This window comes from Curtobacterium sp. PsM8 (assembly GCF_030433875.1).
Taxonomy (GTDB): domain Bacteria; phylum Actinomycetota; class Actinomycetes; order Actinomycetales; family Microbacteriaceae; genus Curtobacterium.
This window is the reverse complement of the sequence record NZ_JARUXD010000060.1, coordinates 1-21,358: the sequence shown is the minus strand read 5'-3', so window position 1 is coordinate 21,358 and position 21,358 is coordinate 1. Positions and strand designations below refer to the sequence as shown.

At 67.7% G+C, this 21,358-nt stretch carries 26 protein-coding genes and 1 pseudogene; 20 read left to right on the top strand and 7 right to left on the bottom strand.

Annotated elements, in window-relative coordinates:
• Positions 1–425, bottom strand: a pseudogene (locus QCD68_RS13360) (hypothetical protein); the annotation flags it as partial.
• Between the two features lie 258 nt (positions 426–683).
• On the opposite strand from QCD68_RS13360, the gene QCD68_RS13355 reads away from it, so the two are divergent.
• The 3 genes from QCD68_RS13355 to QCD68_RS13345 all read left to right on the top strand — a co-directional run bounded on the left by QCD68_RS13355 (position 684) and on the right by QCD68_RS13345 (position 3,731).
• Entirely contained in the window at positions 684–1,361 is a 678-nt protein-coding gene (locus tag QCD68_RS13355) for a hypothetical protein (RefSeq protein WP_301223356.1), read from the top strand.
• A 174-nt stretch (positions 1,362–1,535) separates the two neighbouring features.
• Positions 1,536–2,186 carry a hypothetical protein gene (locus tag QCD68_RS13350; protein WP_301223355.1) on the top strand — a complete coding sequence of 217 codons (651 nt, stop codon included), beginning with the start codon at positions 1,536–1,538 and terminating at the stop codon, positions 2,184–2,186.
• A gap of 99 nt (positions 2,187–2,285) precedes the next feature.
• The gene (locus QCD68_RS13345; protein ID WP_301223354.1) at positions 2,286–3,731 is read left to right on the top strand and encodes a hypothetical protein; all 1,446 of its coding nucleotides are present in this window, start codon (positions 2,286–2,288) and stop codon (positions 3,729–3,731) included.
• Between the two features lie 110 nt (positions 3,732–3,841).
• Here QCD68_RS13345 and QCD68_RS13340 read toward each other — a convergent pair whose 3' ends face one another.
• The 3 genes from QCD68_RS13340 to QCD68_RS13330 form a co-directional block, all read right to left on the bottom strand.
• Positions 3,842–4,087 (bottom strand): hypothetical protein, encoded by a 246-nt coding sequence (locus QCD68_RS13340; RefSeq protein ID WP_301223353.1) that lies wholly within the window; start codon positions 4,085–4,087, stop codon positions 3,842–3,844.
• Positions 4,088–4,129: 42 nt separating this feature from the next.
• Positions 4,130–4,621, bottom strand: coding sequence for a hypothetical protein (locus QCD68_RS13335; RefSeq protein ID WP_301223352.1), 492 nt, complete (start codon positions 4,619–4,621; stop codon positions 4,130–4,132).
• A gap of 266 nt (positions 4,622–4,887) precedes the next feature.
• On the bottom strand, positions 4,888–5,190 hold the full coding sequence (locus QCD68_RS13330) for a hypothetical protein (protein ID WP_301223351.1): 303 nt from the start codon (positions 5,188–5,190) through the stop codon (positions 4,888–4,890).
• Positions 5,191–5,256: 66 nt separating this feature from the next.
• Between QCD68_RS13330 and QCD68_RS13325 the strand changes: the two genes are divergently transcribed.
• Positions 5,257–5,541, top strand: a complete 285-nt coding sequence (locus QCD68_RS13325; protein ID WP_301223350.1) for a hypothetical protein — start codon at positions 5,257–5,259, stop codon at positions 5,539–5,541.
• The gene (locus QCD68_RS13320) at positions 5,541–5,816 is read left to right on the top strand and encodes a hypothetical protein (protein WP_301223349.1); all 276 of its coding nucleotides are present in this window, start codon (positions 5,541–5,543) and stop codon (positions 5,814–5,816) included. The genes QCD68_RS13325 and QCD68_RS13320 overlap by 1 nt, the downstream gene beginning before the upstream one ends.
• A gap of 157 nt (positions 5,817–5,973) precedes the next feature.
• Here QCD68_RS13320 and QCD68_RS13315 read toward each other — a convergent pair whose 3' ends face one another.
• On the bottom strand, positions 5,974–7,026 hold the full coding sequence (locus tag QCD68_RS13315) for a hypothetical protein (RefSeq protein ID WP_301223348.1): 1,053 nt from the start codon (positions 7,024–7,026) through the stop codon (positions 5,974–5,976).
• Between the two features lie 424 nt (positions 7,027–7,450).
• Here QCD68_RS13315 and QCD68_RS13310 point away from each other — a divergent pair, with 424 nt between their 5' ends.
• Positions 7,451–7,789: a DUF3846 domain-containing protein gene (locus QCD68_RS13310; protein WP_301223347.1), complete on the top strand. Its 339-nt coding sequence runs from the start codon at positions 7,451–7,453 to the stop codon at positions 7,787–7,789.
• Between the two features lie 102 nt (positions 7,790–7,891).
• The gene (locus tag QCD68_RS13305) at positions 7,892–9,355 is read left to right on the top strand and encodes a ParB/RepB/Spo0J family partition protein (protein ID WP_301223346.1); all 1,464 of its coding nucleotides are present in this window, start codon (positions 7,892–7,894) and stop codon (positions 9,353–9,355) included.
• A gap of 224 nt (positions 9,356–9,579) precedes the next feature.
• Here QCD68_RS13305 and QCD68_RS13300 read toward each other — a convergent pair whose 3' ends face one another.
• Positions 9,580–9,879, bottom strand: a complete 300-nt coding sequence (locus tag QCD68_RS13300; RefSeq protein ID WP_301223345.1) for a hypothetical protein — start codon at positions 9,877–9,879, stop codon at positions 9,580–9,582.
• A 393-nt stretch (positions 9,880–10,272) separates the two neighbouring features.
• On the opposite strand from QCD68_RS13300, the gene QCD68_RS13295 reads away from it, so the two are divergent.
• From QCD68_RS13295 to QCD68_RS13240, 12 genes are all read left to right on the top strand, one after another.
• Positions 10,273–10,479 (top strand): hypothetical protein, encoded by a 207-nt coding sequence (locus tag QCD68_RS13295; RefSeq protein ID WP_301223344.1) that lies wholly within the window; start codon positions 10,273–10,275, stop codon positions 10,477–10,479.
• A gap of 83 nt (positions 10,480–10,562) precedes the next feature.
• Entirely contained in the window at positions 10,563–11,075 is a 513-nt protein-coding gene (locus QCD68_RS13290; RefSeq protein ID WP_301223343.1) for an LPD29 domain-containing protein, read from the top strand.
• A gap of 99 nt (positions 11,076–11,174) precedes the next feature.
• On the top strand, positions 11,175–11,657 hold the full coding sequence (locus tag QCD68_RS13285) for a hypothetical protein (RefSeq protein ID WP_301223342.1): 483 nt from the start codon (positions 11,175–11,177) through the stop codon (positions 11,655–11,657).
• 318 nt (positions 11,658–11,975) lie between these two features.
• Positions 11,976–12,197 carry a hypothetical protein gene (locus QCD68_RS13280; protein ID WP_301223341.1) on the top strand — a complete coding sequence of 74 codons (222 nt, stop codon included), beginning with the start codon at positions 11,976–11,978 and terminating at the stop codon, positions 12,195–12,197.
• 12 nt (positions 12,198–12,209) lie between these two features.
• A complete protein-coding gene (locus QCD68_RS13275; protein ID WP_301223340.1) occupies positions 12,210–12,443 on the top strand; it encodes a hypothetical protein in 234 nt (77 codons plus the stop codon).
• Between the two features lie 249 nt (positions 12,444–12,692).
• Positions 12,693–12,953, top strand: coding sequence for a glutaredoxin family protein (locus tag QCD68_RS13270; protein WP_301223339.1), 261 nt, complete (start codon positions 12,693–12,695; stop codon positions 12,951–12,953).
• Positions 12,953–13,420 carry a hypothetical protein gene (locus QCD68_RS13265; RefSeq protein WP_301223338.1) on the top strand — a complete coding sequence of 156 codons (468 nt, stop codon included), beginning with the start codon at positions 12,953–12,955 and terminating at the stop codon, positions 13,418–13,420. The genes QCD68_RS13270 and QCD68_RS13265 overlap by 1 nt, the downstream gene beginning before the upstream one ends.
• Positions 13,417–13,647, top strand: a complete 231-nt coding sequence (locus QCD68_RS13260; protein ID WP_301223337.1) for a hypothetical protein — start codon at positions 13,417–13,419, stop codon at positions 13,645–13,647. Before QCD68_RS13265 ends, QCD68_RS13260 begins: the two co-directional genes overlap by 4 nt.
• 304 nt (positions 13,648–13,951) lie before the next feature.
• Positions 13,952–14,158: a hypothetical protein gene (locus tag QCD68_RS13255; RefSeq protein ID WP_301223336.1), complete on the top strand. Its 207-nt coding sequence runs from the start codon at positions 13,952–13,954 to the stop codon at positions 14,156–14,158.
• Positions 14,159–14,180: 22 nt separating this feature from the next.
• The gene (locus QCD68_RS13250) at positions 14,181–14,957 is read left to right on the top strand and encodes a Fic/DOC family protein (protein WP_301223335.1); all 777 of its coding nucleotides are present in this window, start codon (positions 14,181–14,183) and stop codon (positions 14,955–14,957) included.
• A complete protein-coding gene (locus QCD68_RS13245; RefSeq protein ID WP_301223334.1) occupies positions 14,954–15,454 on the top strand; it encodes a hypothetical protein in 501 nt (166 codons plus the stop codon). Before QCD68_RS13250 ends, QCD68_RS13245 begins: the two co-directional genes overlap by 4 nt.
• Positions 15,451–15,804 (top strand): hypothetical protein, encoded by a 354-nt coding sequence (locus QCD68_RS13240; RefSeq protein WP_301223333.1) that lies wholly within the window; start codon positions 15,451–15,453, stop codon positions 15,802–15,804. Before QCD68_RS13245 ends, QCD68_RS13240 begins: the two co-directional genes overlap by 4 nt.
• Before the next feature lie 77 nt (positions 15,805–15,881).
• Here QCD68_RS13240 and QCD68_RS13235 read toward each other — a convergent pair whose 3' ends face one another.
• Positions 15,882–16,403 (bottom strand): hypothetical protein, encoded by a 522-nt coding sequence (locus QCD68_RS13235; RefSeq protein ID WP_301223332.1) that lies wholly within the window; start codon positions 16,401–16,403, stop codon positions 15,882–15,884.
• 323 nt (positions 16,404–16,726) lie between these two features.
• Between QCD68_RS13235 and mobF the strand changes: the two genes are divergently transcribed.
• Positions 16,727–21,265, top strand: a complete 4,539-nt coding sequence (mobF, locus tag QCD68_RS13230; RefSeq protein ID WP_301223331.1) for a MobF family relaxase — start codon at positions 16,727–16,729, stop codon at positions 21,263–21,265.
• Positions 21,266–21,358: the final 93 nt, after the last annotated feature.

Here is a 21,358-nt window from a genome sequence, read left to right as displayed (position 1 = left end):
CGCGCGTGCGAGCTGCGGTGCGCCGCCGGTCGCTGTACGGCCGGTGCCGCCCGGAACACGACCGCGGCACGCACCCCCGCTCGCGCGCTGAGCAGGCGGGACCCGAGGGGCACCAGGCGCGCCGCAGCCGCCGCGGCGGCTGCGGCTGACGGGACGCGGAGCGCGAGCGGCGAGTAGCCAACCAGGTCGAACCAGACGTGCAACACCGCGTAGTACGCGGCGTGCACAACGTCGATGTGACGCACCAACTCGGCAAGCCCCGCCCAGGAACGCGTAGCAGAGATGACGGAAGCGGACTCGTCAAGCCAGAGGGTGCGCTGGGCGGCCCACGCGAGGTTCAGCGCTGCACCGAGTACGAAGACCACGGCCGCTGCCAACCAAACGTTGCGCTGCGGCGTCACACGATCAGCAGCTTGGTGGGACACCGCTGCAGCTTAACGGCGCTGCCACGGCTGACGACCTGATCGCCCGGACCGCAGAGTCTCGCGCAGCGCCCCGTCGTCGGGCACTTCATCGGGCGGGTCCGCTGCGACACCTGCACCCGCATAGTTCCAAGATCACCGGCATTCGCGCCAGCCCGTGCGGCAGCCGATCGGCTATTGAGACAACCGATCCGCGGAGGATCGTACAGTTGCGTATGTAGGCTTCTTGTGTCACTGTTGCTGAGACGAAGGGTAGAACCCATGATCGTGACCTCGCTGAAGCGCAGTTATCGGAACCTTCTGGACGATGTCCAGCGGGGGGCCGGCGGGCTCTCTACTGTGATGAGGCTCGAAGGCATCACCCGCGGCGACTGGAAGAAGATCAACGCCTCGACCCTTGACGGGTATCTCGACTACGTTGTCGGAACCTACGACGACATGATCGTCTCCGCCTACAGGGTCGACGGGGTGGAGGACGGTCCGAACGGCACGATCAAGTTCACAGGCCCCAGCCTCTGGGACGAGAAGCCGGTGCACGACTTCCTCAACCCGGCCGCCGGCAGCAACACCTCGCAGGTCGCGGGGGAATGGCTCATCGGTTGCCCGATCCCCGGGGGGCCCTGGCGCCAGGGGGAGTCTCGCGGTACGCGTCGGTACCCGTTGGAGGCCTACCTTGCCGATCACCCTGAGCTCGCGGCTCGCGTCGAGGAAGACTTCGGCGGCCGGATGGCTACCAACCTCGTCGATCACCTTGCTACGGGCAAGGCGATCGCGTCGGAGGACTACCCGCAGCTCGCGTCTGCGACCTCGGCGCCCGCCAGTGCTGAGACGGGCGTCACCGTGGTCCGGCAGCCTGGCGGGACAGTCGTCATCACGATCCCGACCGGAACGCGAGCGCAGCTCCTGATCGAACCAGACGGAGCCGCACCGATGCGCTGATCCGCCGGCCCTTGGACTCGCATACGGCGCCCAGGCAAAAGAATTGCCCCGGCGCGCCGACACGTTTCCGTGCCTCGTCCGGGGCTTACGTTGGCAACCATAGCACTCAAACACACAAGCGGCCAGGCATTGGCTGCCGGCTGGAGACCTGTGAACCCCGTCGACCCTGCTTCCTTGGCTGCGCTTCCGATCGTGATCGGGCCTGACCGGTTGGCGCCGTATCTCGCCGCTCGGAGCGGTAACCAGTCTGAGGCGATCCGGCTGTACTCCTGGAACGTGGAGGCTTCAGCGGCGTTCCTCGGCGCGTACGCAGCGCTGGAAGTCGGTATCCGAAATGCTATGCACGACCAGCTCGTGAGCATCTTCGGTCAGGCCGACTGGTGGAACGCCGCAGTGCTGGCGGCAAAGGACAACGCGCAGATCGATGCCGCGGAGGAGTACCTCGACGAGCGCAAGGGCGCCGGCAACTGGGGGGAGGGCCACGTGGTTGCAGAGCTGAAGACTTCGTTCTGGGAAGGCCTCCTCGCTAGCCGGTACCACGCGCGACTCTGGGCAGCAGGACTTGACGGAGCGTTCCCGCACTACACGGGCGTTCGAGAAGACCTTCGCATGCAGATGCAACGTCTCCGATGGCTACGCAACCGTGCAGCGCATCACGAACCGATCTTCGACCGCGACCTGATGGTCGATCACCAGTACATGTGCCAACTCGCCGGGTACGCGGAAGCCGACCTACGCGCGTGGATCGTGAGCCATTCCCGACTCCCGGGAGCCGCCGCAGCGAAGGCTCAAACGATCTCAGGATCCCGACCAACTCGATTCTGACCGATCGGCTGGCATGCAGCTCGCCGTCTCGATAGTTGATCGGCTCTCGAGACGCCTCCGGCACTGGTAAGCAGCCGCAATCGACGCCAGAATCTGAGGATGAATAACTTCCTACGCGCTGGAGAAACACGAACGGGCTTACTTGGCGACGGGGACCACCCTGGTGCGGTAGCTGCATCCCTCTCGTTGGATGACCATGGCCCGGTTGTCGCCATCCCGCACAGCGGCCCCTCGGAAGCGTCAACGCTTGTCGAGCGCTGGTTGACCCCGCGCGGCAAGAGAGTGGACCTCCTCTTCCAGGACGACCGGGGGCCGGTCACCCTGCTAGACCTTCGATGGGCGGGGCAGCATGGCGCCCCCGTCGCCGTCACACGTGCAATAGCGCGCTCCGCAATCTGCCAAGCCCCTCGAACGCCATCAGAAGAAAAAGAGGCGGACGGTCAAGGGCACCGCGAAATCAGCCAGCTTGCGTCAACGGTCGACGGGCTCGTCCGCTTCCTTGGAACGCCGCCTTTCGAGGTAGACGACGATGCGCCCGAGGGTATCGTCGTCAAGCCAGGCAGCGTCCACCCGATCATCTGGACTCTGTCCTCCGACGTGCTCGAGGCCGATATTGCCTATGAACTTGTTCGGTCCACGCCCTGGACTACTGCGGGCGGTGTCGTGAAAGTGGAAAATCGCGCGCAGTTGCTCACCGGTTATGCGGTAGACGAGGGCGAAGCTGATGTGTTGTTCCTGCTTTATCAGCAGCCACTCCGGGCGCTCTTGGTCCTGGTATATGGGAAAGACGCCAATTGGCGCTCACACGAGGTGCGCGGAGAGCAGTACGTACAGCGTGTGCAAGACCGTGAGGGCGGCGTGGGCGCGTTCACGGAGGAACGACGCTGGGAGCCTGCCTACATCGACGCAACCGCTCGCTGGTCCGGCGAGGCTGCCGATCTCGGGCATCCTTTGCTCGTTGCTGTCGACTTCGGCGCGGAGGGCTTTGAGCAGTGGTTCTCCCGTTGGACCACAGACGACGACTTCAAAGCCGCCCTCGCGCCGGCCGTCGAAGCAATTGCAGGTATGACTCGGTTCCTGGAGCCGCGTCTCATCTCGCTGGTCGGTGCTCTTGAAGGTCTCGGCGGCTGGGTTTCAGGCAATCCGCGCAAGTGGATCACCACCACATCAGCGGTGCAGAACTGCCTCGAGGCTATGGATGTTGATTGGAGCAATCTCGGGACGACCCAGCATATTGCGGGCTATCTGGGCACGATCTACAACGATCTGAAGCATGCTCAGCGTGGCCGACGTTCCTCCTATCACGACCTTCGATTCGCAACCCGGCTTGCATCGACGATTGTGCGACTGGTCGCGTTCGTCGACCTGCCGATCCGGGACGCAGCGAAGAAGTATTTTGCGGCGCAGCTCATTGACGCTCTCGAGCAGGAAATCGGGCAACGCTACTTCGAGGATTTCAGCCTTCCCGGTGGTAATCGACAAGGTGTCCAACTGGTCCGCTCCCCGGAGGATGCTCTTCGTGATCTGATGAATCGGACACGCTAGTTGGCGGCGTCGGAACAAGCGGATCGCTACGCAGCTTGACACTCGTGGGTGTCGACATGCGAGGCAGCACGAGTGCACTGCGACCGGTCGAACCTGCTCGCGCACCCCACTTATTTGGCCCGATTGATTGCGTCGAGGATGTTGTCGGCCTCGTTGGCGGCCGCGGGGCCAAGCGCGAGCAGGTCGCGCGCCTGGCGTAGTTGCTCCGCGACCGCGCGGTCTCCGCTCGACTGAGCGGCGAGGATCAGGTCCGAGAGGGCGGCGTGCGCGGCGTCACGGTCCTTGGCTTGACCACCCATCCAGTAGCCGCGAAGGGCGTGACTAGCGCGGGTGACTGCGGCGGCGTCGAGGCTCATAGCGGGGGAGCATAGGGCAGGTACCTAACCAACCGGCGACCGCTAGTTGCGCCGCGTGGCGATCCAGCCCAGCCCAATGATGAACAGCACCGCACAGAACAGACCGAAGACCGAAGTTGGGAAGCCTGACGCGATGCGTGTGAGCGCTTCCGAGATCCCCACGTAACTAAGCACGAGGACCCCGCCAGCTGCTGACATAGCGGCCCCGTTGCTCCCATTCAGGAGATTCCACACCCCAACGACGATGAACAAGAGGATGCCTGAGATGATGATCCATTTCAGGGCGGTGCTCGAGGGGATGTGTCGGAAGACGGTGTCGGCCGTGGATCCCCAGAAGAATGCGGGCACCAGGCTGACGACAGCGATCCCGATCTGCGTCCCCGTGAGCTCAGGGAGGCGCGTCGCGAACCAGATGACGCCGCCCCACACGGCGAGCCAAAGTCCTAACCACACGAGAGCCGTGGTCCACGGCTGCCAGGTGGCCCAGTCGGTCAGGTGGTGCACGGCGTCGGGCTGGTCAAAAATCGACTTCACTCCATCACCGTAGCGGTGGGTACAGACCCTTCTGTAGCCGTCTCGGAAGATTGTTGTCCGGCCGCAGGCAGCAGGCTCGTTCAGTAGGGCTGGGCTATCGAGTTGGTGGGCCTTCTGCTCCGCAGGGGGCGCCCTGCCTTCGCTTCGCTACGACAAGCCATCGGAGAGATCATGGCTGATTCGTGGACGTCGGCTGCAGCTCGTCGAGGTGGTCGGCGATGATGAGAGGTGGAGTGTTTCATCCGCCGGCGCTGGTACCGGCAGCCCTAGTCGTCGACGACGATGTGCAGGCTGATCCACCCTTCGGGGATGCTTTGCCGGTAAGTCGCGATCGCGGCCGCGTAGTTCGGTCCGGTCGCTTCGTGCGGCCGGGTCTCGCTCGAGCGGGCGACGGCGCGGATCGTGACCTCACCGGACGCCTTCGCGCTCAGGGTGTTGGTCTGCACGAGCGCGTGCGCGGTGAGATCCAGGCCGGCGACGGCGCGCTCCCGCGCCGTGCTTTGGTCGTCCCCGTGGCCATCTGCGGAGATCGTCTCGGTCGAGCGGAGAAGGCCGCGGACGGTGGTCATGCCGATCATCCTCGCAGCCAGGGCCGACACCGCTGGGTGTCGGCGGCCGCGGTCATCATCGACGGCATGCCTGAACACCGGTGGTCGCCACCGATCCACCCCGACCTGCCAGAGGACCAACCGCTCGGCATCGACGCCCCGCCGGCACCGGCGCGAGTGTCTGGCTACCCGGCGGTGTGGGTGCAGGTGGACTTCACCAGGTCCGGGCCGCAGCGGTGCCCCGGGTTCGTGGAGCAGGCCGACGAGGACACCGTGTACGTGCAGCTCGTCCACATGGGGTTCGTGCACCACGTGTGGCTGCCCCGGGACCGGGTCACGAAGCGGTCCCTGAAGGCACAGGGGCGGCGCTGATGGGTTCACGCCGGCGGGACCGCTGGGTGCCCGATGAAGCGGTGTCGCTCCCGCGAGAGGCCCGTGGTGGCCCCGTGGTCGACGTCGCGCCGCCGGCGCCCGTGCGGGCGTGGATCCGCACCCGTGCCGGGCTCGATCGCCGCATCGAAGCGCGGGCGATCGCCGCGAGCTCCGACGCGGTCCTGATCGAGTGGGGGAGCGGCCAGGCCGCGACCGCGACGTGGGTGTGGCGGGCCGCTGTGAAACGTCGCGTCGAGGTCACAGTCACCCCATAGCGCACACTGTTGCCGGCGTCGGAGGCCGCGCGTACCGTGGCGCGTGCCTGGACTCGTTCCCCCCAACGGTTCTAGGTCACGCCGCTCGAGCAGGTCCCGCACCAGTTCGAGCAGCAGCCGGCCCCGGCCCTGTTCCCCCCAACAGTGCCGGGGCCGCTTAGCTTTCTCCAGCAGGGTCGAAAACACCCCCGGCCGCGAGTCGTGCGCTGTCGCGCGGGTTCATCACCAGCACAGTTCCCGGTTTCGGCTCGAACTTCGCCGAGCCAGGTTCGAAGCCATCGAAGGCAGACGGATCTGCCGACTTCCACTGATCACCGATCGGCACACGGATGTCCAGAGCAATCCGACGCTTCGACCACTCTGCCTCCACGACTGCACCTACACCGTTGACAAGGAGGCTCGTGGAGCGAATGCACTCTCGCATCGTCACCAGCGCATCCTCCTCGAGAAGCAGCGCTGCAACCGAGTTCGCCGATCGAACGGACTGCAGGTTGCTCATCTGCGGGTGACGGTGCAGTTTTCGGTGAACGGTCAGGCCTGTCTTTTTGTCTCCCTCGAAGAAAATGTAGTTCGCTGACTGCTCGCGATGGACGGCGGCGTTTCGAGCATCAAGCATCCAGCGGAGCCAGCCGGGAGGCCCGGCGGCGAGGTAGGAGCCACGGATCCCGCGCAGAATCTGCTCCTGCATCTCGGCTACGGGCTCGGGTGTTGACCGCATCGCGCTCTTCAAACTTTGACTCCGACCTTCGGTCGGGAAGTCTGCATCGTCGGACGTGGGCAAGAGTGCCGGCATGTCGGCGCGCCGTACGTTCATCTTCAACCCACTGACAGCGACGCAGACGGCAGCGGTGCAGTCGAGTGCGGCACCCAGCGCTGTGAAGAGGGCCTGCTGATGCGCGTTGAGCCGCGCGCTGAGCTCGTCGAGATGCGGTCCTTGCGGCACAGAGATGGAGCCCGTGTTGGAGAGCCAGAGGCGGAGCGCGTTGTCAGACTTGTACCGCGCCTCACGGTATGACGCGAGCTGCACGAGCGCGCTATGCAAGTTCGAGCGGACACTCCTAGCAGCGCCGAGAACGTAGTCGCGGAGATCCGCACCACCGGGGTCGTGCGGGTCGTGACGCCAGATGATCGCGTGCAGATCGTCGGCGAGCATGGACTCCATTTGCTCGGACGCGTCAATGCCCGGCTGGATGAGCGCTGTCTCGAGCACGTGTGACTCCTCGTCGCTTCGAAGGTCCGCCCGGCCTACGTCGACGCACCCATCCCAGGACCGCCTTCGGCGGGCTGATCTGACTGAGTTGAGCCGGCAAGCCGGCGCTGCGCTGTCGAACCCTTCGGGTTCGTTGTTTGCCCGGGAAGCCTTCGGCGATTGTACGGACGAGGGGCCGGGCCGCAAGCCGTCGCCACCGCCGCACGCGAGAACTTTCGACCGGCGCCGTTGTGCCTATCTCCTCCGTGGATGGACGACGCCGGTCGAAACTTCTCGGAGCGTCGCCGCTTTGGGCTTGCACCCCGGCCCCTCGTCCTATCGGCACTACGTGCCTTCCCGGGCAAACAACGAAAGGGAGAGGAACGCAGAAATGAAGTTGATGGGTATTCGAGCGACCGTAGATGGTCGCGCCGAGGGCGTTGTCGTGAACGTGGGGACCTCTATCCTCACGGGCCTGCAAGAGCAGATCGGGTGCGAAGCAGTGGACCTGGTTCGCCTCCCGAACCAGGTCGAGGCGTGGGTCGATGACAACGGCGCGCACACCGCCGAGGTCAACCCGACCGCGAGCGTCGCAACCGTCGTCCTCGGTCGTTCCCGCACGGCGGACCCGCTCTACGGCACGGTGCTGTTCCTCAGCGCCGACCGCGCCGGTGACGTCCGGTCGCTGTCACCGGATCAGTACACGGCGGTCCTGGCCGCGTTCGAGCACGCCCGTGCGGCGCTCGACCGGGCAGCATCGCTGACCGCCGCGCACCACCAGTAAGACACCGCAGCACCCAATAGGAAAGACCGGGTGCGGAGTTCCCGACAACCACTAATTGCCAGGACCCGCACCCGGTCACTACCGGAAAGCGTAGCAAACGACATGACCATGACCGAGAACATCACCGTCACCCACCTGACCGACCAGCCCGAGACGCCCACCGCACCGGCCGCGGCCGGTGTCGACCTAGTGCATGTCCCCGCCGTGGACGTGGTGATCGAGAACAACGTCCGCACCGCGGCCGACCTCGACCCCGCGTTCCTCGCCTCCGTGAAGCACCACGGGGTGCTCCTGCCCACCATCGGCTACCGCAACGCTGACGGGGCAGTGGTGGTCCGTGACGGGCAGATGCGCGTCCTCGCCGCCCGCGAAGCGGCCGTCACCGTTCCGGTGTTCGTCACGGCCCGTGACGACAGCACCGCGAAGCGGATCGCGGAGCAGTTGGTCGCCAACGAGCGCCGCACCGCCCTCACGGACGGTGACCGGCTCGCCGCCTACCGGCAGTTGGAAATCGAAGGGCTGAGCGTGACCGCGATCGCCCGCGAGACGGGCACGAAGCGCGACACTGTGAAGCAGACCCTTGCTGTGGCGAAGTCGGAGGCCGCGACGAAGGCCGTCACCGACTCCGCGCTCACCCTGGACGAAGCCCTGCTGTTCGCGGAGTTCCAGGACGACCCGGAAGCGATCGCAGAACTGCAGGGCTGCGTCGAAGACGGCGACACCGACGACCTGCCGTTCGTCGCGGAGAGCATCCGCCAGGACCGGCAGAGCAAGGCGGACATGGCCCGGATCGCGGGGGAGTGGGAAGCTAAGGGCGTCCGCGTCGTCACCAGCGAGGACGACTACACGACCCTGACGAGTCTGACCGACGCGGAGGACGACGCCGAGGACCGGCCCGTCCTCGACGCGGAAGCGCACGCGATCGGCTGCGCCGGTCACGCCGTCTTCCTGCAGGCGTGGGGTGAGCACACCGCGGTCGCGGTGTGCACCACCCCGGACGCGCACCACGTGAAGTACCCCCGGTACTCGTTCACCAGCGCCCCGGCGACGGAATTGACCGAAGAGGAAGCCGCCAAGCAGAAGGAAGTCGAGAAGCAGGCGCGGCGGGAACTGATCGCGAACAACAAGGCGTGGGATACCGCCGACACGCTCCGGATTGAGTTCGTGAAGTCGCTCCTGCAGTGCAAGACGCTGCCGAAGGACTGGACCCTGTTCGTCGCGGTCGCGGGTACCCGCCACGGGTGGACGATGCGCGCCGACAACAGCGGCGGTGTCGGGGACCTGCTCAGCATCGAGTCGGGGACCGGCTACGGCGCTAACACGGTGGCGACGTGGGTCGAGCAGCACCCCGCGAAGGCTGCGCACGTCGCCCTCGCCGTGGTGCTCTCCGCGTTCGAGAACGCCGCTGACCGGAACTGGTGGCGCTACCCGTCCGCCGAGGGCGCGTCGTACCTGAACCAGTTGGCCGCATGGGGTCACCGGCTGACCGACGTCGAGAAGATCGCGGCGGGCATCCAGCCCGACCCCGCCGAGGCGGAGGACGGCGAAGACACCGCCGCCGAGTAGCGGAACCGGCGTGGGGCCGCAGCCAGCGGCCCCCACGCCCACCCGGCACCGGTTCGTGTCCCATCACGGCCCGAACATGTCCCATCGGGCCGTCCTGGTGTCCGCGGGCTGCGTCACGGCTGCGCCGCGACGGCAAGGGGCTCCGCCCCCTCCCGAACCCCGGCGCTGCTCGACGGAACTCGCACCGCGACGACACCGCAGCGCGGCGCCGCGCTGCAGAGCGCTCAGGGGGAGACGAGATCCCCGGCAGTCGACGTCGTCTCACGAGGACGGGTGATCCAGGCGAGCTGATGCTCGTCGCAGAACCTGCCCGGCAGCTCATCCCCGGTGTCCAGGTCGACCGGCTCCCACATCTCCGGCACCGCCGCCGAGATGCAGCCGACGACATCGCATGGCGTCAGATCCGCCGGCTGGACCCAAAACGGGAACCGGACCGAGATCGCCTCCGCGGCCGGCCGCTCATCGAAGTGCGTCGGCGTTGCGTCGACGTCGTCCTGCTCGAGCAGAACGTCGACCGGATTCATCCGGCCCCTGCCCCGACTCCGACTCCGACTCCGACTCCGACCACTGCGGTGAGATCCCATGCCCGGATGCTGTCAGCCGCACCAGAGCACCGCTGCCGGACATGCCGGAGCCGGGGCACCTCCAGAGCTTCCGGCCACGGCCGGGAGTCGCTTCGCTCCCCAGGGAACCGGCTCCGCCGGCGCTGAAGGGCCTTCGGCCCGTTTTATAGCCGTGAAGCCTTCGGGATTGTCCGGACGAGCGGCCGGAGCGCAACCGGCTTTCGCGGCATAAACGGCCCCTCCCCGCAAGCGGGTCCCCTCCATTTATTCCACGACCGGTTGCGCTCCGACCGCTCGTCCTAAAGGCGACAAGTCGCCTTCACGGCAAAAAAACGAGAGGGAAAGGAAGAGCATATGCGCAAGAGGATCGAGACCATCCGCACGGTGGTCAGCAAGTCCGACGAGGCGGCCGAGACGCGGGGAGAGGCCCTGAAACAAAGGGGATACGAACTCGACACGGCGGCATCGATGGGCTGGACGCTCGCGAGCACGTTCGTGATCGAGGGCATCGAGTTCGCGACGTTCGTGGACACGATCACTTACACCCCGCCCACGGAGTGACACGAGAGCGGGAGGGGACAACTCGTAATTGCCCCCTCCCGCCCCGTCCATCCTCACCGATCACGACCCCGGAGGTACAAACCATGACCACCCACATCCCCACCAAGGACGTAGCCGCCCTGCTCCGGAAGGAACTGCGTGCCGCGTTCCCCGGCGTGAAGTTCTCCGTCCGCTGCGCGACCGGCACCGCGGCCGCGTGGATCAACGTCACCTACGACGACGGACCCACCTCGCTACAGGTCGACGCCATCACGCGGAAGTTCCAGGGCCGGACGTTCAACAGCCAGACCGACTCCTACGACGACAACGGGACCGCCCTCATCGCCGGCGACCGCGACGAGCTGCCGACCGAAGTCTGGTACTCCTGCGACGGCATCATCACCACCCGCAACTACACCGCCGCCGGTCACCTCGCAGCACAGCGCGTGATCCGCGAAGACAGCAGCATGCGCCACCTGGTGCTCTGCGACGAGCACGGCACCCTCAACGGCCACCACGACCTCACCGACGGCCGAGCCGAGGAGTTCAACGCCGGTGGCCGCGGGTGGCCGTACCCGAACCTGTCGGCATGGGCCGCGGTCCGGTTCGTCCTCTAACGCGTCGACCTCACCCCCGCCGCCACGACCGCCACCAACCAGTAGCCACCGCGGGGGCCGCGACGCGGCCCCCGCACCCTCCCGGAAGGAGCGCCACCGATGGACACCACCTACCGCCGCCCCGACAACCTCGACCCGAACACCCTCGACCCGGCAGCACCCGTCGCGGACCTCGACCCGTCCGGTTCCACGTGCGGAGCCGACATCGACGACATGGGCGAACCGTGGTTCTGCACCCGTCGCCCCGCCCACACCGACAACGAGCACCGCGCCGCGTTCGACCGCGGCGGCGCCGGACCAGTCGGCGCCGTCGGCTACGCCTGGCGCGACGAGTTCTACGACCCCACCCCAGCCCCGGCACCGTCGCGGAGTGGGCTCCGCGACGTCGGGACCCGCGCACCGTTCACCCTCGCCCAGACCCTCACCTGGACTGAGCTCCGCGCCGAGGGTGCCCGCGCCGCCGCCGAGCACTGGGTCTACGGCAGCCGGAAGCACACCCAGCACACCCGGGAGGCCGACCGGTTCGACGCGATCGCCGCTGAGCTGCATCGACTCCAGGACCTCGACACCACAGCAGGGTGACGGACCGCGGGTGGCCGGGGGTGGTCGACCTCCGGCCACCCGTGGGGGCTGCCGCCCCCACAACCCCCTGCGCACCTTCGGTGCTGATGGAACCGGCTTCGCCGGCGCTGTAGGGCCTTCGGCCCGTTTTATAGCCGTGAAGCCTTCGGGATTATCCGGACGATCGGCCGGAGCGCAACCGGCTTTCGCGGCATAAACGGCCCCTCCCCGCAAGCGGGTCCCCTCCATTTATTCCACGACCGGTTGCGCTCCGACCGCTCGTCCTAAAGGCGACAAGTCGCCTTCACGGCAAAAAAACGAGAGGGAAAGGAAAAGCACATGCTGATTACCACAGATCCGGTACTGCGAGCAATCCGCGATGAGGCATCCCGCCTGCAACGCGAATACGACGAACGGTACGCCGTCATCGGGGAGTACTGCGATCTTGTAGACCGCGAGTACACGGACGAAGAAGCCAACGAACTCGCAGAGCGGCGACGTGAACTGCTGCACGCGGAGGCGCAGTTGGAAGACGCCCTGCGGACCGCATCGGCGAACTGAAGGGGAAAGACAATGAGCCAGAAGGTACAGGTCACGCTGGACCGCGAGGACTGGGAACACATCGTTCGACTGGTGCAGCGAGTTGCCCCGGCGGCATCCCAGAGCGTCGATGACGCCTATGAGCGGGACGAGGACGAAGGCCCCGATGTCGAGTGGATCGAGGCCCGGGAGCGCAGTGCCGCCGAAGCACGCGCCCTCAGCGGCCGTGTGACAGCGGCAGTGCAGGGCGGTGTCCCCACCCAGTGACACCGCCCCTGAGCACCCTTCCGCATTGATGGCAATGCGGGAGGGTGCTATCTCGCATACCCGATGGTGGTGGCCCGAATGCCGCAGAACAATGCGTGCGCATTTCACTGGGGTCGGTTCAGCAAGGCAAAAAAATAGTAGAAGAATGTGCGGCAAAGGGTACCGATATAAGCCCCCACTGGCGTAGAATAGAAGCATGAACATGGGGAAGGGGTCCCCACCGTTCAACAGTTTTAGAAGGTGATTTCGATGAGCATCACGGTGTACACCAAGTCCGGTTTCTGCCCCATGTGCATGGCAACCGAGCGCACTCTCGTCTCCGCCGGCATCGAGTTCAACGAGGTCCATCTCGAAGACGTCGACCAGACCCAGATCGAGGAGTGGAAGACCACCCTCGGCATGAGCGCCCCCATCGTCGTCACCGACACCGAGGCCGGCTCCTGGAGCGGCTTCCGCCCCGACAAGATCGACCAGCTCAAGAGCGTCACCGAGACGGTGAAGGCCGCGTGATGACGATGACACTCGAGCGCCCAACCACCATCCGTTCTGACATCATCCAGCCGGAGACTCGCGCCGCCGTCGATGAGCTGCTGCTCAACGACCCCGGCCACGCCCTCCTCGCACTCGACCGAGCAACCACCGACCCCTCCGAGGGCGTCCGCGAGTGGGAACTCGACGCGGAAGGGCGCCGCACCTGGGAGGCCGGCTACATGGTCGGATTCGCCGCCGCAGCACCCACCCTCATGGCCGAGGTCCTCGAGCTCCGAGCCCAGCTCGAGCAGGCCAACCACGACGCCGACCGGTACTACGCCGAGATGTGCCGCCGCCCGGCGCCCGCTGAACCAACCGCCTCACGCGAGTCGTTCGCGGAGATATCCCGGGCCCGCGGTGAAGAGGACCGCGCCGCCCGCCACGAAGCGACCATCGACCGCATGTTCCCCCACTACGCGTCCCAAACGGAAGGCTGCCAGCTGTGAACGGGCTCGATACTCGGCCCATCCGTCCGCCGCTGCCCATCTTCGAGACCCTTGGGCACTGGTGTGTTGGCCTCGCAGTCGTCGCAGCCGTCGTAGCGATTGCTGGCATCGTCGGATGGTTCACAGTTCCGAGGGCGCGGCACAGTCCGGTCATCGTAAGACTGTGGATCGGATGCGCGATCGTCGGTGTCATCGCGATCGTCTTCGCGATCCTGCTGCTGGCGTGAGTAGACGGTTCCGATTTCGTCCCGACGTCAGCGCCGGCTCATGAGCGGGTGACTGCGATGGACGGGGAGGATGGTTCTTCTTGCACGTCGTTCGGGGCCGGCGCCCAGCGATTACTGGACCTGGACCGGCGCCATTGGCCACGCCGGCTACGGCCGCTTCTCGGTTCCGCAACCTGACGGCGGGCAGCGCGCGATGCGGTCACAGCGGTGGCTCTACGCCGTGTGGTGGTTCTGATCGTCAGGGGATCCACTCGTTCTGCGCTGGTCGCAGACGGTAGAATCGAACGTGAGCAGGGGAGTTCCCATGAGCATCAACACCGATCTTCGCGCCGCCGGGAAGGCTGACCTCCAGGAGCGCCGCCGCCGCGTCGAGGCCGCTGTGCACAGCGGCCACATGGAGGGCCTGACGGTCACGCCAGCCAGCCGCGCGGATGCCGAGAAGTACGTCGATGGGATTATCAGCTCCTCCGAGCTCGTGCGGCAGGTCCGCGCTCGCTACGGGCTGCGCTGAGCGTCGCAGCATAGGCGTCGGTGTGAACGCACACGACCCATACATCGACCCAGCCACCGGCATCCTCCGCAACCTGGTCGGCGCACGAACGCAAGCCGACCTCGACCGAGCGGAAGCGGACCTCACCGCGGCCCGCGCCATCGAGCTGTCCGACCGGCCGCCCGCTCCAACGGGTGACCTGGACGAGCTCCGCGGCATCCACCGCGCACTGTTCCAGGACGTCTACGACTGGGCGGGCGAGGTACGGACGATCGACATGCGCAAGCAGGTTGAAGGTGCGGAGTTCTTCCTGCCGCAGGTGATGATCGAGCGTGCCGCCGGCTTCGCCGCCGAAGAGCTCCGCGCGGACAACACGCTCCGCGGCCTGGACCGGGAACGGTTCGTGGACCGGTTGGCGTATCACTACGACCAGTTCAACTACGTGCACCCGTTCCGTGAAGGCAACGGACGCACGCAGCGCCTGTTCTGGGACCGCGTCAGCCGCGATGCCGGCTACGAGCTCGACTGGCAGCACGTCACGGGGCGGGAGAACGATCGTGCCTCCCGGGCTGCGTCCGAGCAGCAGGACCTCGGCCCGCTCCGCGCCATGTTCGACCGCATCACCGAACCCCTCGGTGCCGCTTCCACTCGTCCTGCAGGCGACGAGTTCAGCCGGCGTGAGCTGGAAGAACGCGACATGCTTCGCGCCGCCGGCATGGACGGTCACACCCCTGCTGCGCCGTCAAGCGACCTCACCGGGTCGTCTGGGGCGTGGTCGTCGCACGACTACGCGCGCGGCGACGACGGCTACGAGCGATGAGCGGCCCCGTTCCGGTCAGCGCTGAGGAACGGTTCTGGTCGCACGTCGTGAAGGGGCCAGCACCAGTGGACTGCTGGATCTGGACGGGCGCCGTGGGCGACGACGGGTACGGCCGGTTCTGGGTCCCGCAGGACGCCGGCGGGCAACGTGCGATGCGGCCGCAGCGGTGGCTCTACGAGCACCTGACCGGCATCGCCCTGCACCCGACCGTGCTGCTCCTGCACGCGTGCGACGTGCCGCTGTGCGTGCACGTCGACGTCGACCAGGCCCTCTCGCATCTGGCTCCGGGGGCGCATCGGGGGAACATGCTCGAGCGGGTGCAGCGCGGCCGCCACCGCAACGCCTCGACCGCGCTCCGTTTCGCGGGGCTCCCGCGGTCGGAGCGGGTCCGGTTGTCGCGTGAGCTCCGAGAGGCGTTCCGCGACCACGGCTGGGATGCCACCGCGGTGCGGGCCTGCCGCACGGGCATCGCAGCAGACACGACGACGCTGTGGTGAGCAACACGCTGTCGGCCGCCAGCGGTACCCTCGCGGCAACGAACGAGGGGAGTCGGATCATGACGAACTACGCACCACCCCAGTGGGTGCCGATGCAGACCGTTCACGGCCCACGGCGCGGCACCAAGCTCTCGCGGTGGAGCGTGTTCCTCGGCATCCAGTCGGTGCTCCTCGGCGCACTTCTGCCGATCCCGATTCTCGCCATCGTGTTCGGCATCGTCGGCCTCTGCCGCGGCACCGACCTCCCCGGTCGCGCCATCGTTGGCATCGCCCTCGGCTGGTCCGGCCTCATCTTCTGGGGCGGCTTCATCGCCATCTGCATCTGGTCGATGCACGTCAACTACGCCTAACGGTCACAGCACACACCAGAGCCCCCGACCACTTCCGTGGTCGGGGGCTCTGTCACGTGGGGGAGCGGCGACTCGACTTACGCGGCGTACGACTCCTGCACATCGCTCGGCGACGCGTCGTGGGCCCCGCCGGTTTCGTCGGAGTGATCGTCTCCTGTTGCGATCGTGGCGTCCGCCGTCACCGTCGCCGGCGTCTTCGGCTTGCTGCGCTTGACGTCACGGACAGGGATGCCAAGCCGCTCCGCGACCTCGTCACGAGAGACCTTCGTGTCGAGCATCCGCTCGATGATCGCCTGGGACTGTTCCTCCGCCTCGGTGATCGCCGCGGCTTGCTCGTCGCGGATCTTCTGGATGCGCGCTTCGGCGTCCTCGTTGATGCCGTCAACGGCGTCCGCCGCGACGAAGTACTCGGCCGCAAGCTCCTCGAGCTGTTCCTGCCGGCGACGGAACTCCGCCGCCCGCTCGACTGCCCGTTCACGCGCTGCCTTGCGTGCAGCGGCCTGCTTCCCAGAGGTCCGAACCTGTGCCATCACTGCTCCCCAATCCCTAACGGCCACCACCCGTCCGATTCGGGCAGCACCGCCCTTGCGGCGGTGCACTGCGGCGCTCCTGTTGTCGCCAGTGTAGCTCGCACCTCCGGCGCGGCCTGTGACAGTTATCGACCCGGATGCTGGCGTCCAGACGCGGCTCCGTTCCTCCGCCGCTGGACGCCGCTCCCGGTCTCCCCCTGTCTACCGCGATCAGTCCAGCCGCCGTCTCCGTTCCTCCGACGACGCCCGGCCTGCTCGGCCACTCTCTGAGCGTCACACCTCAGGCATTACAAATGAAAGCGGTAGAGTCGCGCCATGTTCACCATCTTCAGCCCGCTTCGCGGCTGGGATGAGTGCGTCTGGATGACAGGTCCCGGAGACGGTGGCGGCGCATGATGACCATGCACGTCCTGTCCGCCGGCGACGGGTACACCTACTACACGTCCGAGGTCGCCACCGGTGACGCCCGTCGCGACCACGACCGCGAGCTCGGCGACTACTACACCGCCGACGGCAACCCTCCTGGGCGGTGGATGGGCGGCGGTGCCGCCGTCCTCGGCGTCTCCGGAACGGTCACCGAGGAGCAGATGAAGGCCCTCTTCGGCGAGGGCCTGCACCCTGACGCGGACCGCATCATCGCCGACGCCCTCGCCGACGGGATGACCGGCAAGCAGGCGCAGGAGGCAGCGAAACTCGGCCGGTCGTACTACGTGTACAAGGCCGACGAGAACTCCCTACAGGGCCGCATCCAAGCCGGGTACGCCACCTTCCAGCGCATCCAGGGCCACGAACCCAACACGGAAGAGCGCCGCCTGATCCGTGCTCGCGAGGGCGCGCAGGCGTTCCGCGACGCGAAGGGCCGGGAGCCTGCCGACAAGGAAGAACTCGGCCGCTACATCACCGCCGCGACTCGCCCCGACCAGCAGGCTGTCGCTGGGTTCGACCTGGTCTGCTCACCGGCGAAGAGCGCCTCCGTGCTGTGGGCGCTTGGCGACGATGACACCCGCAAGGCCGTCGAGCAGGCCCAGGACCGCGCCGTCGCGTCGACCATCGCCTACCTCGAGCGGGAGGCGTTGGCGACCCGCGCCGGCACGAACGGCGTCGAGCAGATCGAGGTCGAGGGCGGCGTTGCCGTGACCGCGTTCCGGCACTTCGAGTCCCGCAACGGCGACCCCCAGTTGCACGACCACCTGGTCGTCGCGAACAAGGTCAAGGGCTCCGACGGCAAGTGGCGCACCATCGACTCCAAGCTGCTGCACCGCATGAACGTCCCCATCTCGGAGTTCTACAACGCGGCGATCATGTCCGAGGTCACGAAGGCCCTCGACGTCACCACCGAGGCGCGAACGGTCGCCGCCGGGAAGCGTCCCGTGATGGAGATCGCTGGCGTCGACACCGACCTGCTGGAGACGTTCTCCTCCCGGTCCGCGTCGATCCGCGTTGAGGTGGAACGCCTCACCGCTGAGTACCAGCGCGACCACGGCCGCGCCCCCGACACCAAGACGCAGATCAAGATCGCCCAGCAGGCGACCCTCGAGACCCGGCCGCAGAAGGAGCACGGCCGCTCCCCGCAGGCCACCCACGACGACGCCGTCGCCCGCGTCGGGCAGGACCGCGCCGACCAGGTCCTCCCCGCCGCGCAGCGCGCCGCGCAGGCCCGCGCGGCCGAGGACGGTGGAACGCCCACGGTCGACGTCGACGAGCGCGCCGCCCTCGTCCTCGCGACCGTGGAGGAGCACTACGCGGTGTGGGGTGCCGGCGTCGTTGAGGCCGAAGCCCGCCGGCAGCTGGCGCAGATCATCCCGGACCAGACGATCGCTGAACCTCTCGTGCAGCAGGTCGCGAAGACCGCCCTGCAGTCTTCGGTGTCGCTCACCCCGCCGTCCCCGCACGGCACGTTCCAGCCGCTCACCCGCTCGACTGGCGAGTCCGTGTTCGAGCACAAGGGCAAGACCGTCTACACCTCCGGCGGGATCCTCCAGGCAGAGGACGAACTGCTGCAGGCGGCCCGCTACCGGAAAATGGCGCCGGTCTCCCGCGACGTGTTCGAGCGTGTAGCCGCCACGAACACGGGGCCGCTGGACGCCGGGCAGCGGGACCTCGCGCGCACGTTCGCGACGTCGGACGTCGAGCTCGTCGCCGGCATCGGCCCCGCCGGCGCCGGCAAGACCACCGCGCTGAAGCTTGCCAACGAGGCCTTGACCGTCGGCGGTGTCCGCATGATCGGACTTGCCCCGTCCGCACCCGCGGCCGCGGTCCTCTCCGAGGCCGTCGGCATCCAGACGACGACGATCCACGGCTTCCTCGCAGCCCACCAGCACGCCGCCGAACAGGACGTCGACGTGCAGGAGCAGTACGCCCTCCTCCCCGGCGACGTCATCGTTGTCGACGAAGCCGGCATGGCCGGCACGAAGCGTCTCCGAGACGTCACCAAGCTCGCCCAGGAGTACGGAGCGTTCGTCCGTCTCATCGGCGATGACCGCCAGCTCTCCGCCGTCGAGGCCGGCGGTGCGCTCCGCCTCATCGACCGCGAGGTCGGCTCCGTGCAGCTCGAGCACGTGCACCGGTTCCACGACGCCGAGGAAGCCGAAGCGTCCCTGCGCCTGCGCGACCCGATGCGTCCCGGCGACCCGTTCGCCTGGTACCAGGAGCACAAGCGTGTCGTCGGCGGCGACAGCGAGCGGATGACCGCCGCCGTGTTCGAGGGCTGGCAGCGCGACACCAACGCCGGCGTCCGCTCCCTCATGCTCGCCCCGACCGCGACGGCCGTCACCGATCTGAACGCCCGCGCCCAGGCGTACCGGATCTCCACCGGAGACGTCGACACGTCCCGGTCGGTGCCGTTGCGCGACGGGCTCGCCGCGCACGTCGGCGACACGATCGTCACCCGCCGCAACGACTCGGACCTGCGGATCCAGGGCGGCCGCGACCGGGTGAAGAACGGCGACCTGTGGACCGTCACCGGGATCCACCGGGACGGCGCCCTCGACGTCGCCCACGCCGAGCACGGCGCCGTGATCCAGCTGCCTGCCGGCTACGTCGCACAGCACGTCGAGGTCGGCTACGCCCGCACCATCAGCCGCTCCCAGGGCCTCACCACCGAACACGCGCACGTGCTCGGTGACGCGACGATGAGCCGCGAGGACGCCTACACGGCCCTCTCCCGCGGCAAGGAGAGCAACCGCCTCTACCTCGCCCTGGACGACGCCGCGACCGTCCCCGACGCGCTCGAGCAGATCGCCGAGCGCTCCGGCCGGCTCCTCTCCGCACACGAGTCGATCCGCGCCGAGCAGGACCGCGTCGAGGACCTGGTCACTCTCATCGACCAGCACGCCGACGTCGCCACCCGCGCCGACGAGATCCGCGCCGGCACGATCGTCGAGCGTGCCCTTGGCGCCGAGCTCGCGACCTCGCTGCAGGGGCAGGAGTCGTGGGGTGCTCTCGCGACATCGCTTCGGCACGCGGAGGACTACGGCCACGACCCCGTCCAGACGCTCCGCGACGCGTACGCGCAACGGGAGCTCGGCACTGCAGAAGACGTCCCCGCGGTGCTGCACTGGCGGATCGAGAAGGCCCTCGAGGGCATCGACCAGCCCGTCGTCCGCGTCATCGACCGCGAACCCGTCGACGGCGTGCCCGCGTGGATCGCTGACGGCCGCCGGCACCAGGACGAACTCCTGCCCACTGAATGGCGCGACCACCTCGAGGAGCGGCACCACTACATCGGCGTGCGCTTGAAGGAGCGTGGGGCGGCGCTTGCCCTCGAGCAGCCGGCGTGGACGCAGGACCTCGGACGGCTCCCGTCCGAGCCGTGGCGGATGTTCGACTGGCACCGCACCGCGGCCGAGGTCGACGTCCTCCGCACCAAGTACCGCATCGACCCATCGGAGCCGCAGGCGATCCCCGACAAGCTCCGCGGCAACCCCATCGCCGACCACCTGCAGGAACGCGTCACCGCGCTCCACAAGGCCGCCGCGCTGTCCACCGCACCCGAGGTGTCCGTCTCCACGCGTGAGCACTACGCGACCCATGCGGCCGAACGCAGCGCCGCGGAGCGCACGGCGCTGCTCGCGGCTGCTCAGGGCGTCCAGCAGGTGACAGCGATGGCGGTGGCCACCGCTGTCGACGTTGTCGGTGAGACCAGCACTGAGGCCACAGCGGAGACGACTTCCCAGGTACCCACCACCCAGGCCGCACCCGCGACCGAGCCCGGCACCGGAACCACTCCTGTGGCCGCGGCGTCGCCCACCACCGCACAGGAAGGAACCACCATGAGCGATCCACTCGACGAGACCCTCGAGCACGTTGGCCGCACCACCGGACGGGCAGCGCAGACCATCACCTCCGAGGTCAGCCGGCAACTGCAGCGCGCCGCCGACGAACGCCGCCGCGCCCTGCAGGAAGCGCAGCGGAAGGTCGAACGTGAGCGTGAGGCCGCGGTCCGCGACGCACAGCGCAAGGCCGACCGGGAGCGTGAGAAGGCCGAGCAGCAGGCCGCACGCGAGCAGGAACGCGCCGACCGCTTAGCCGCACGCTACCCAGCAGGCGACGCCGAGCGGCCACTCGACGCCGCGGCCGTCGCCGCCGAGACCGCCGCCCGCGCTGAGGCAGCCACCGACGCGATCGAGACCGCGACCGACGTCGACGCCGCGGCGATCGTCTCCGACGGCCGCGACGAGACGGCCGCCGAGACCGCGGCGATCGCCGCCGACGGCCAGGACGACGCCGCTACCGCCACGGCACCCAGCGGCACCGCCGAGATCGAGACCGACGAGTACGACGAGTTCGAGCTCCGTGACCGAGAGATGCTCCGCCAGGCCGGCATCGACCCCGACGAAGCATCCACCTCGAGCAGTGCCGACACATCGCTCACGCTGGACATGCCCCAGACGCCCGAGATCTCCCGGGGAGACGACGGCCTCGAGCGGTAGCCGCTGAGCACAACGAGAGCGGGGCGGGCTGATGCCCGCCCCGCTGGGTTTCACCCAGCTCACCAAGTGCTCGGGGGTCAGGCGCAACGCCGT

Coding starts and splice junctions, on each gene's coding strand:
- QCD68_RS13340 (WP_301223353.1), bottom strand. CDS start 4,087: ATGAGCCTCGACGCCGCCGCAGTCACCCGCGCTAGTCACGCCCTTCGC.
- QCD68_RS13255 (WP_301223336.1), top strand. CDS start 13,952: ATGAGCATCAACACCGATCTTCGCGCCGCCGGGAAGGCTGACCTCCAG.
- QCD68_RS13280 (WP_301223341.1), top strand. CDS start 11,976: ATGCTGATTACCACAGATCCGGTACTGCGAGCAATCCGCGATGAGGCA.
- QCD68_RS13295 (WP_301223344.1), top strand. CDS start 10,273: ATGCGCAAGAGGATCGAGACCATCCGCACGGTGGTCAGCAAGTCCGAC.
- QCD68_RS13265 (WP_301223338.1), top strand. CDS start 12,953: ATGACGATGACACTCGAGCGCCCAACCACCATCCGTTCTGACATCATC.
- QCD68_RS13330 (WP_301223351.1), bottom strand. CDS start 5,190: ATGACCACCGTCCGCGGCCTTCTCCGCTCGACCGAGACGATCTCCGCA.
- QCD68_RS13285 (WP_301223342.1), top strand. CDS start 11,175: ATGGACACCACCTACCGCCGCCCCGACAACCTCGACCCGAACACCCTC.
- QCD68_RS13320 (WP_301223349.1), top strand. CDS start 5,541: ATGGGTTCACGCCGGCGGGACCGCTGGGTGCCCGATGAAGCGGTGTCG.
- QCD68_RS13245 (WP_301223334.1), top strand. CDS start 14,954: ATGAGCGGCCCCGTTCCGGTCAGCGCTGAGGAACGGTTCTGGTCGCAC.
- QCD68_RS13325 (WP_301223350.1), top strand. CDS start 5,257: ATGCCTGAACACCGGTGGTCGCCACCGATCCACCCCGACCTGCCAGAG.
- QCD68_RS13305 (WP_301223346.1), top strand. CDS start 7,892: ATGACCATGACCGAGAACATCACCGTCACCCACCTGACCGACCAGCCC.
- QCD68_RS13345 (WP_301223354.1), top strand. CDS start 2,286: ATGAATAACTTCCTACGCGCTGGAGAAACACGAACGGGCTTACTTGGC.
- QCD68_RS13275 (WP_301223340.1), top strand. CDS start 12,210: ATGAGCCAGAAGGTACAGGTCACGCTGGACCGCGAGGACTGGGAACAC.
- QCD68_RS13270 (WP_301223339.1), top strand. CDS start 12,693: ATGAGCATCACGGTGTACACCAAGTCCGGTTTCTGCCCCATGTGCATG.
- QCD68_RS13290 (WP_301223343.1), top strand. CDS start 10,563: ATGACCACCCACATCCCCACCAAGGACGTAGCCGCCCTGCTCCGGAAG.
- QCD68_RS13355 (WP_301223356.1), top strand. CDS start 684: ATGATCGTGACCTCGCTGAAGCGCAGTTATCGGAACCTTCTGGACGAT.
- mobF (WP_301223331.1), top strand. CDS start 16,727: ATGATGACCATGCACGTCCTGTCCGCCGGCGACGGGTACACCTACTAC.
- QCD68_RS13300 (WP_301223345.1), bottom strand. CDS start 9,879: ATGAATCCGGTCGACGTTCTGCTCGAGCAGGACGACGTCGACGCAACG.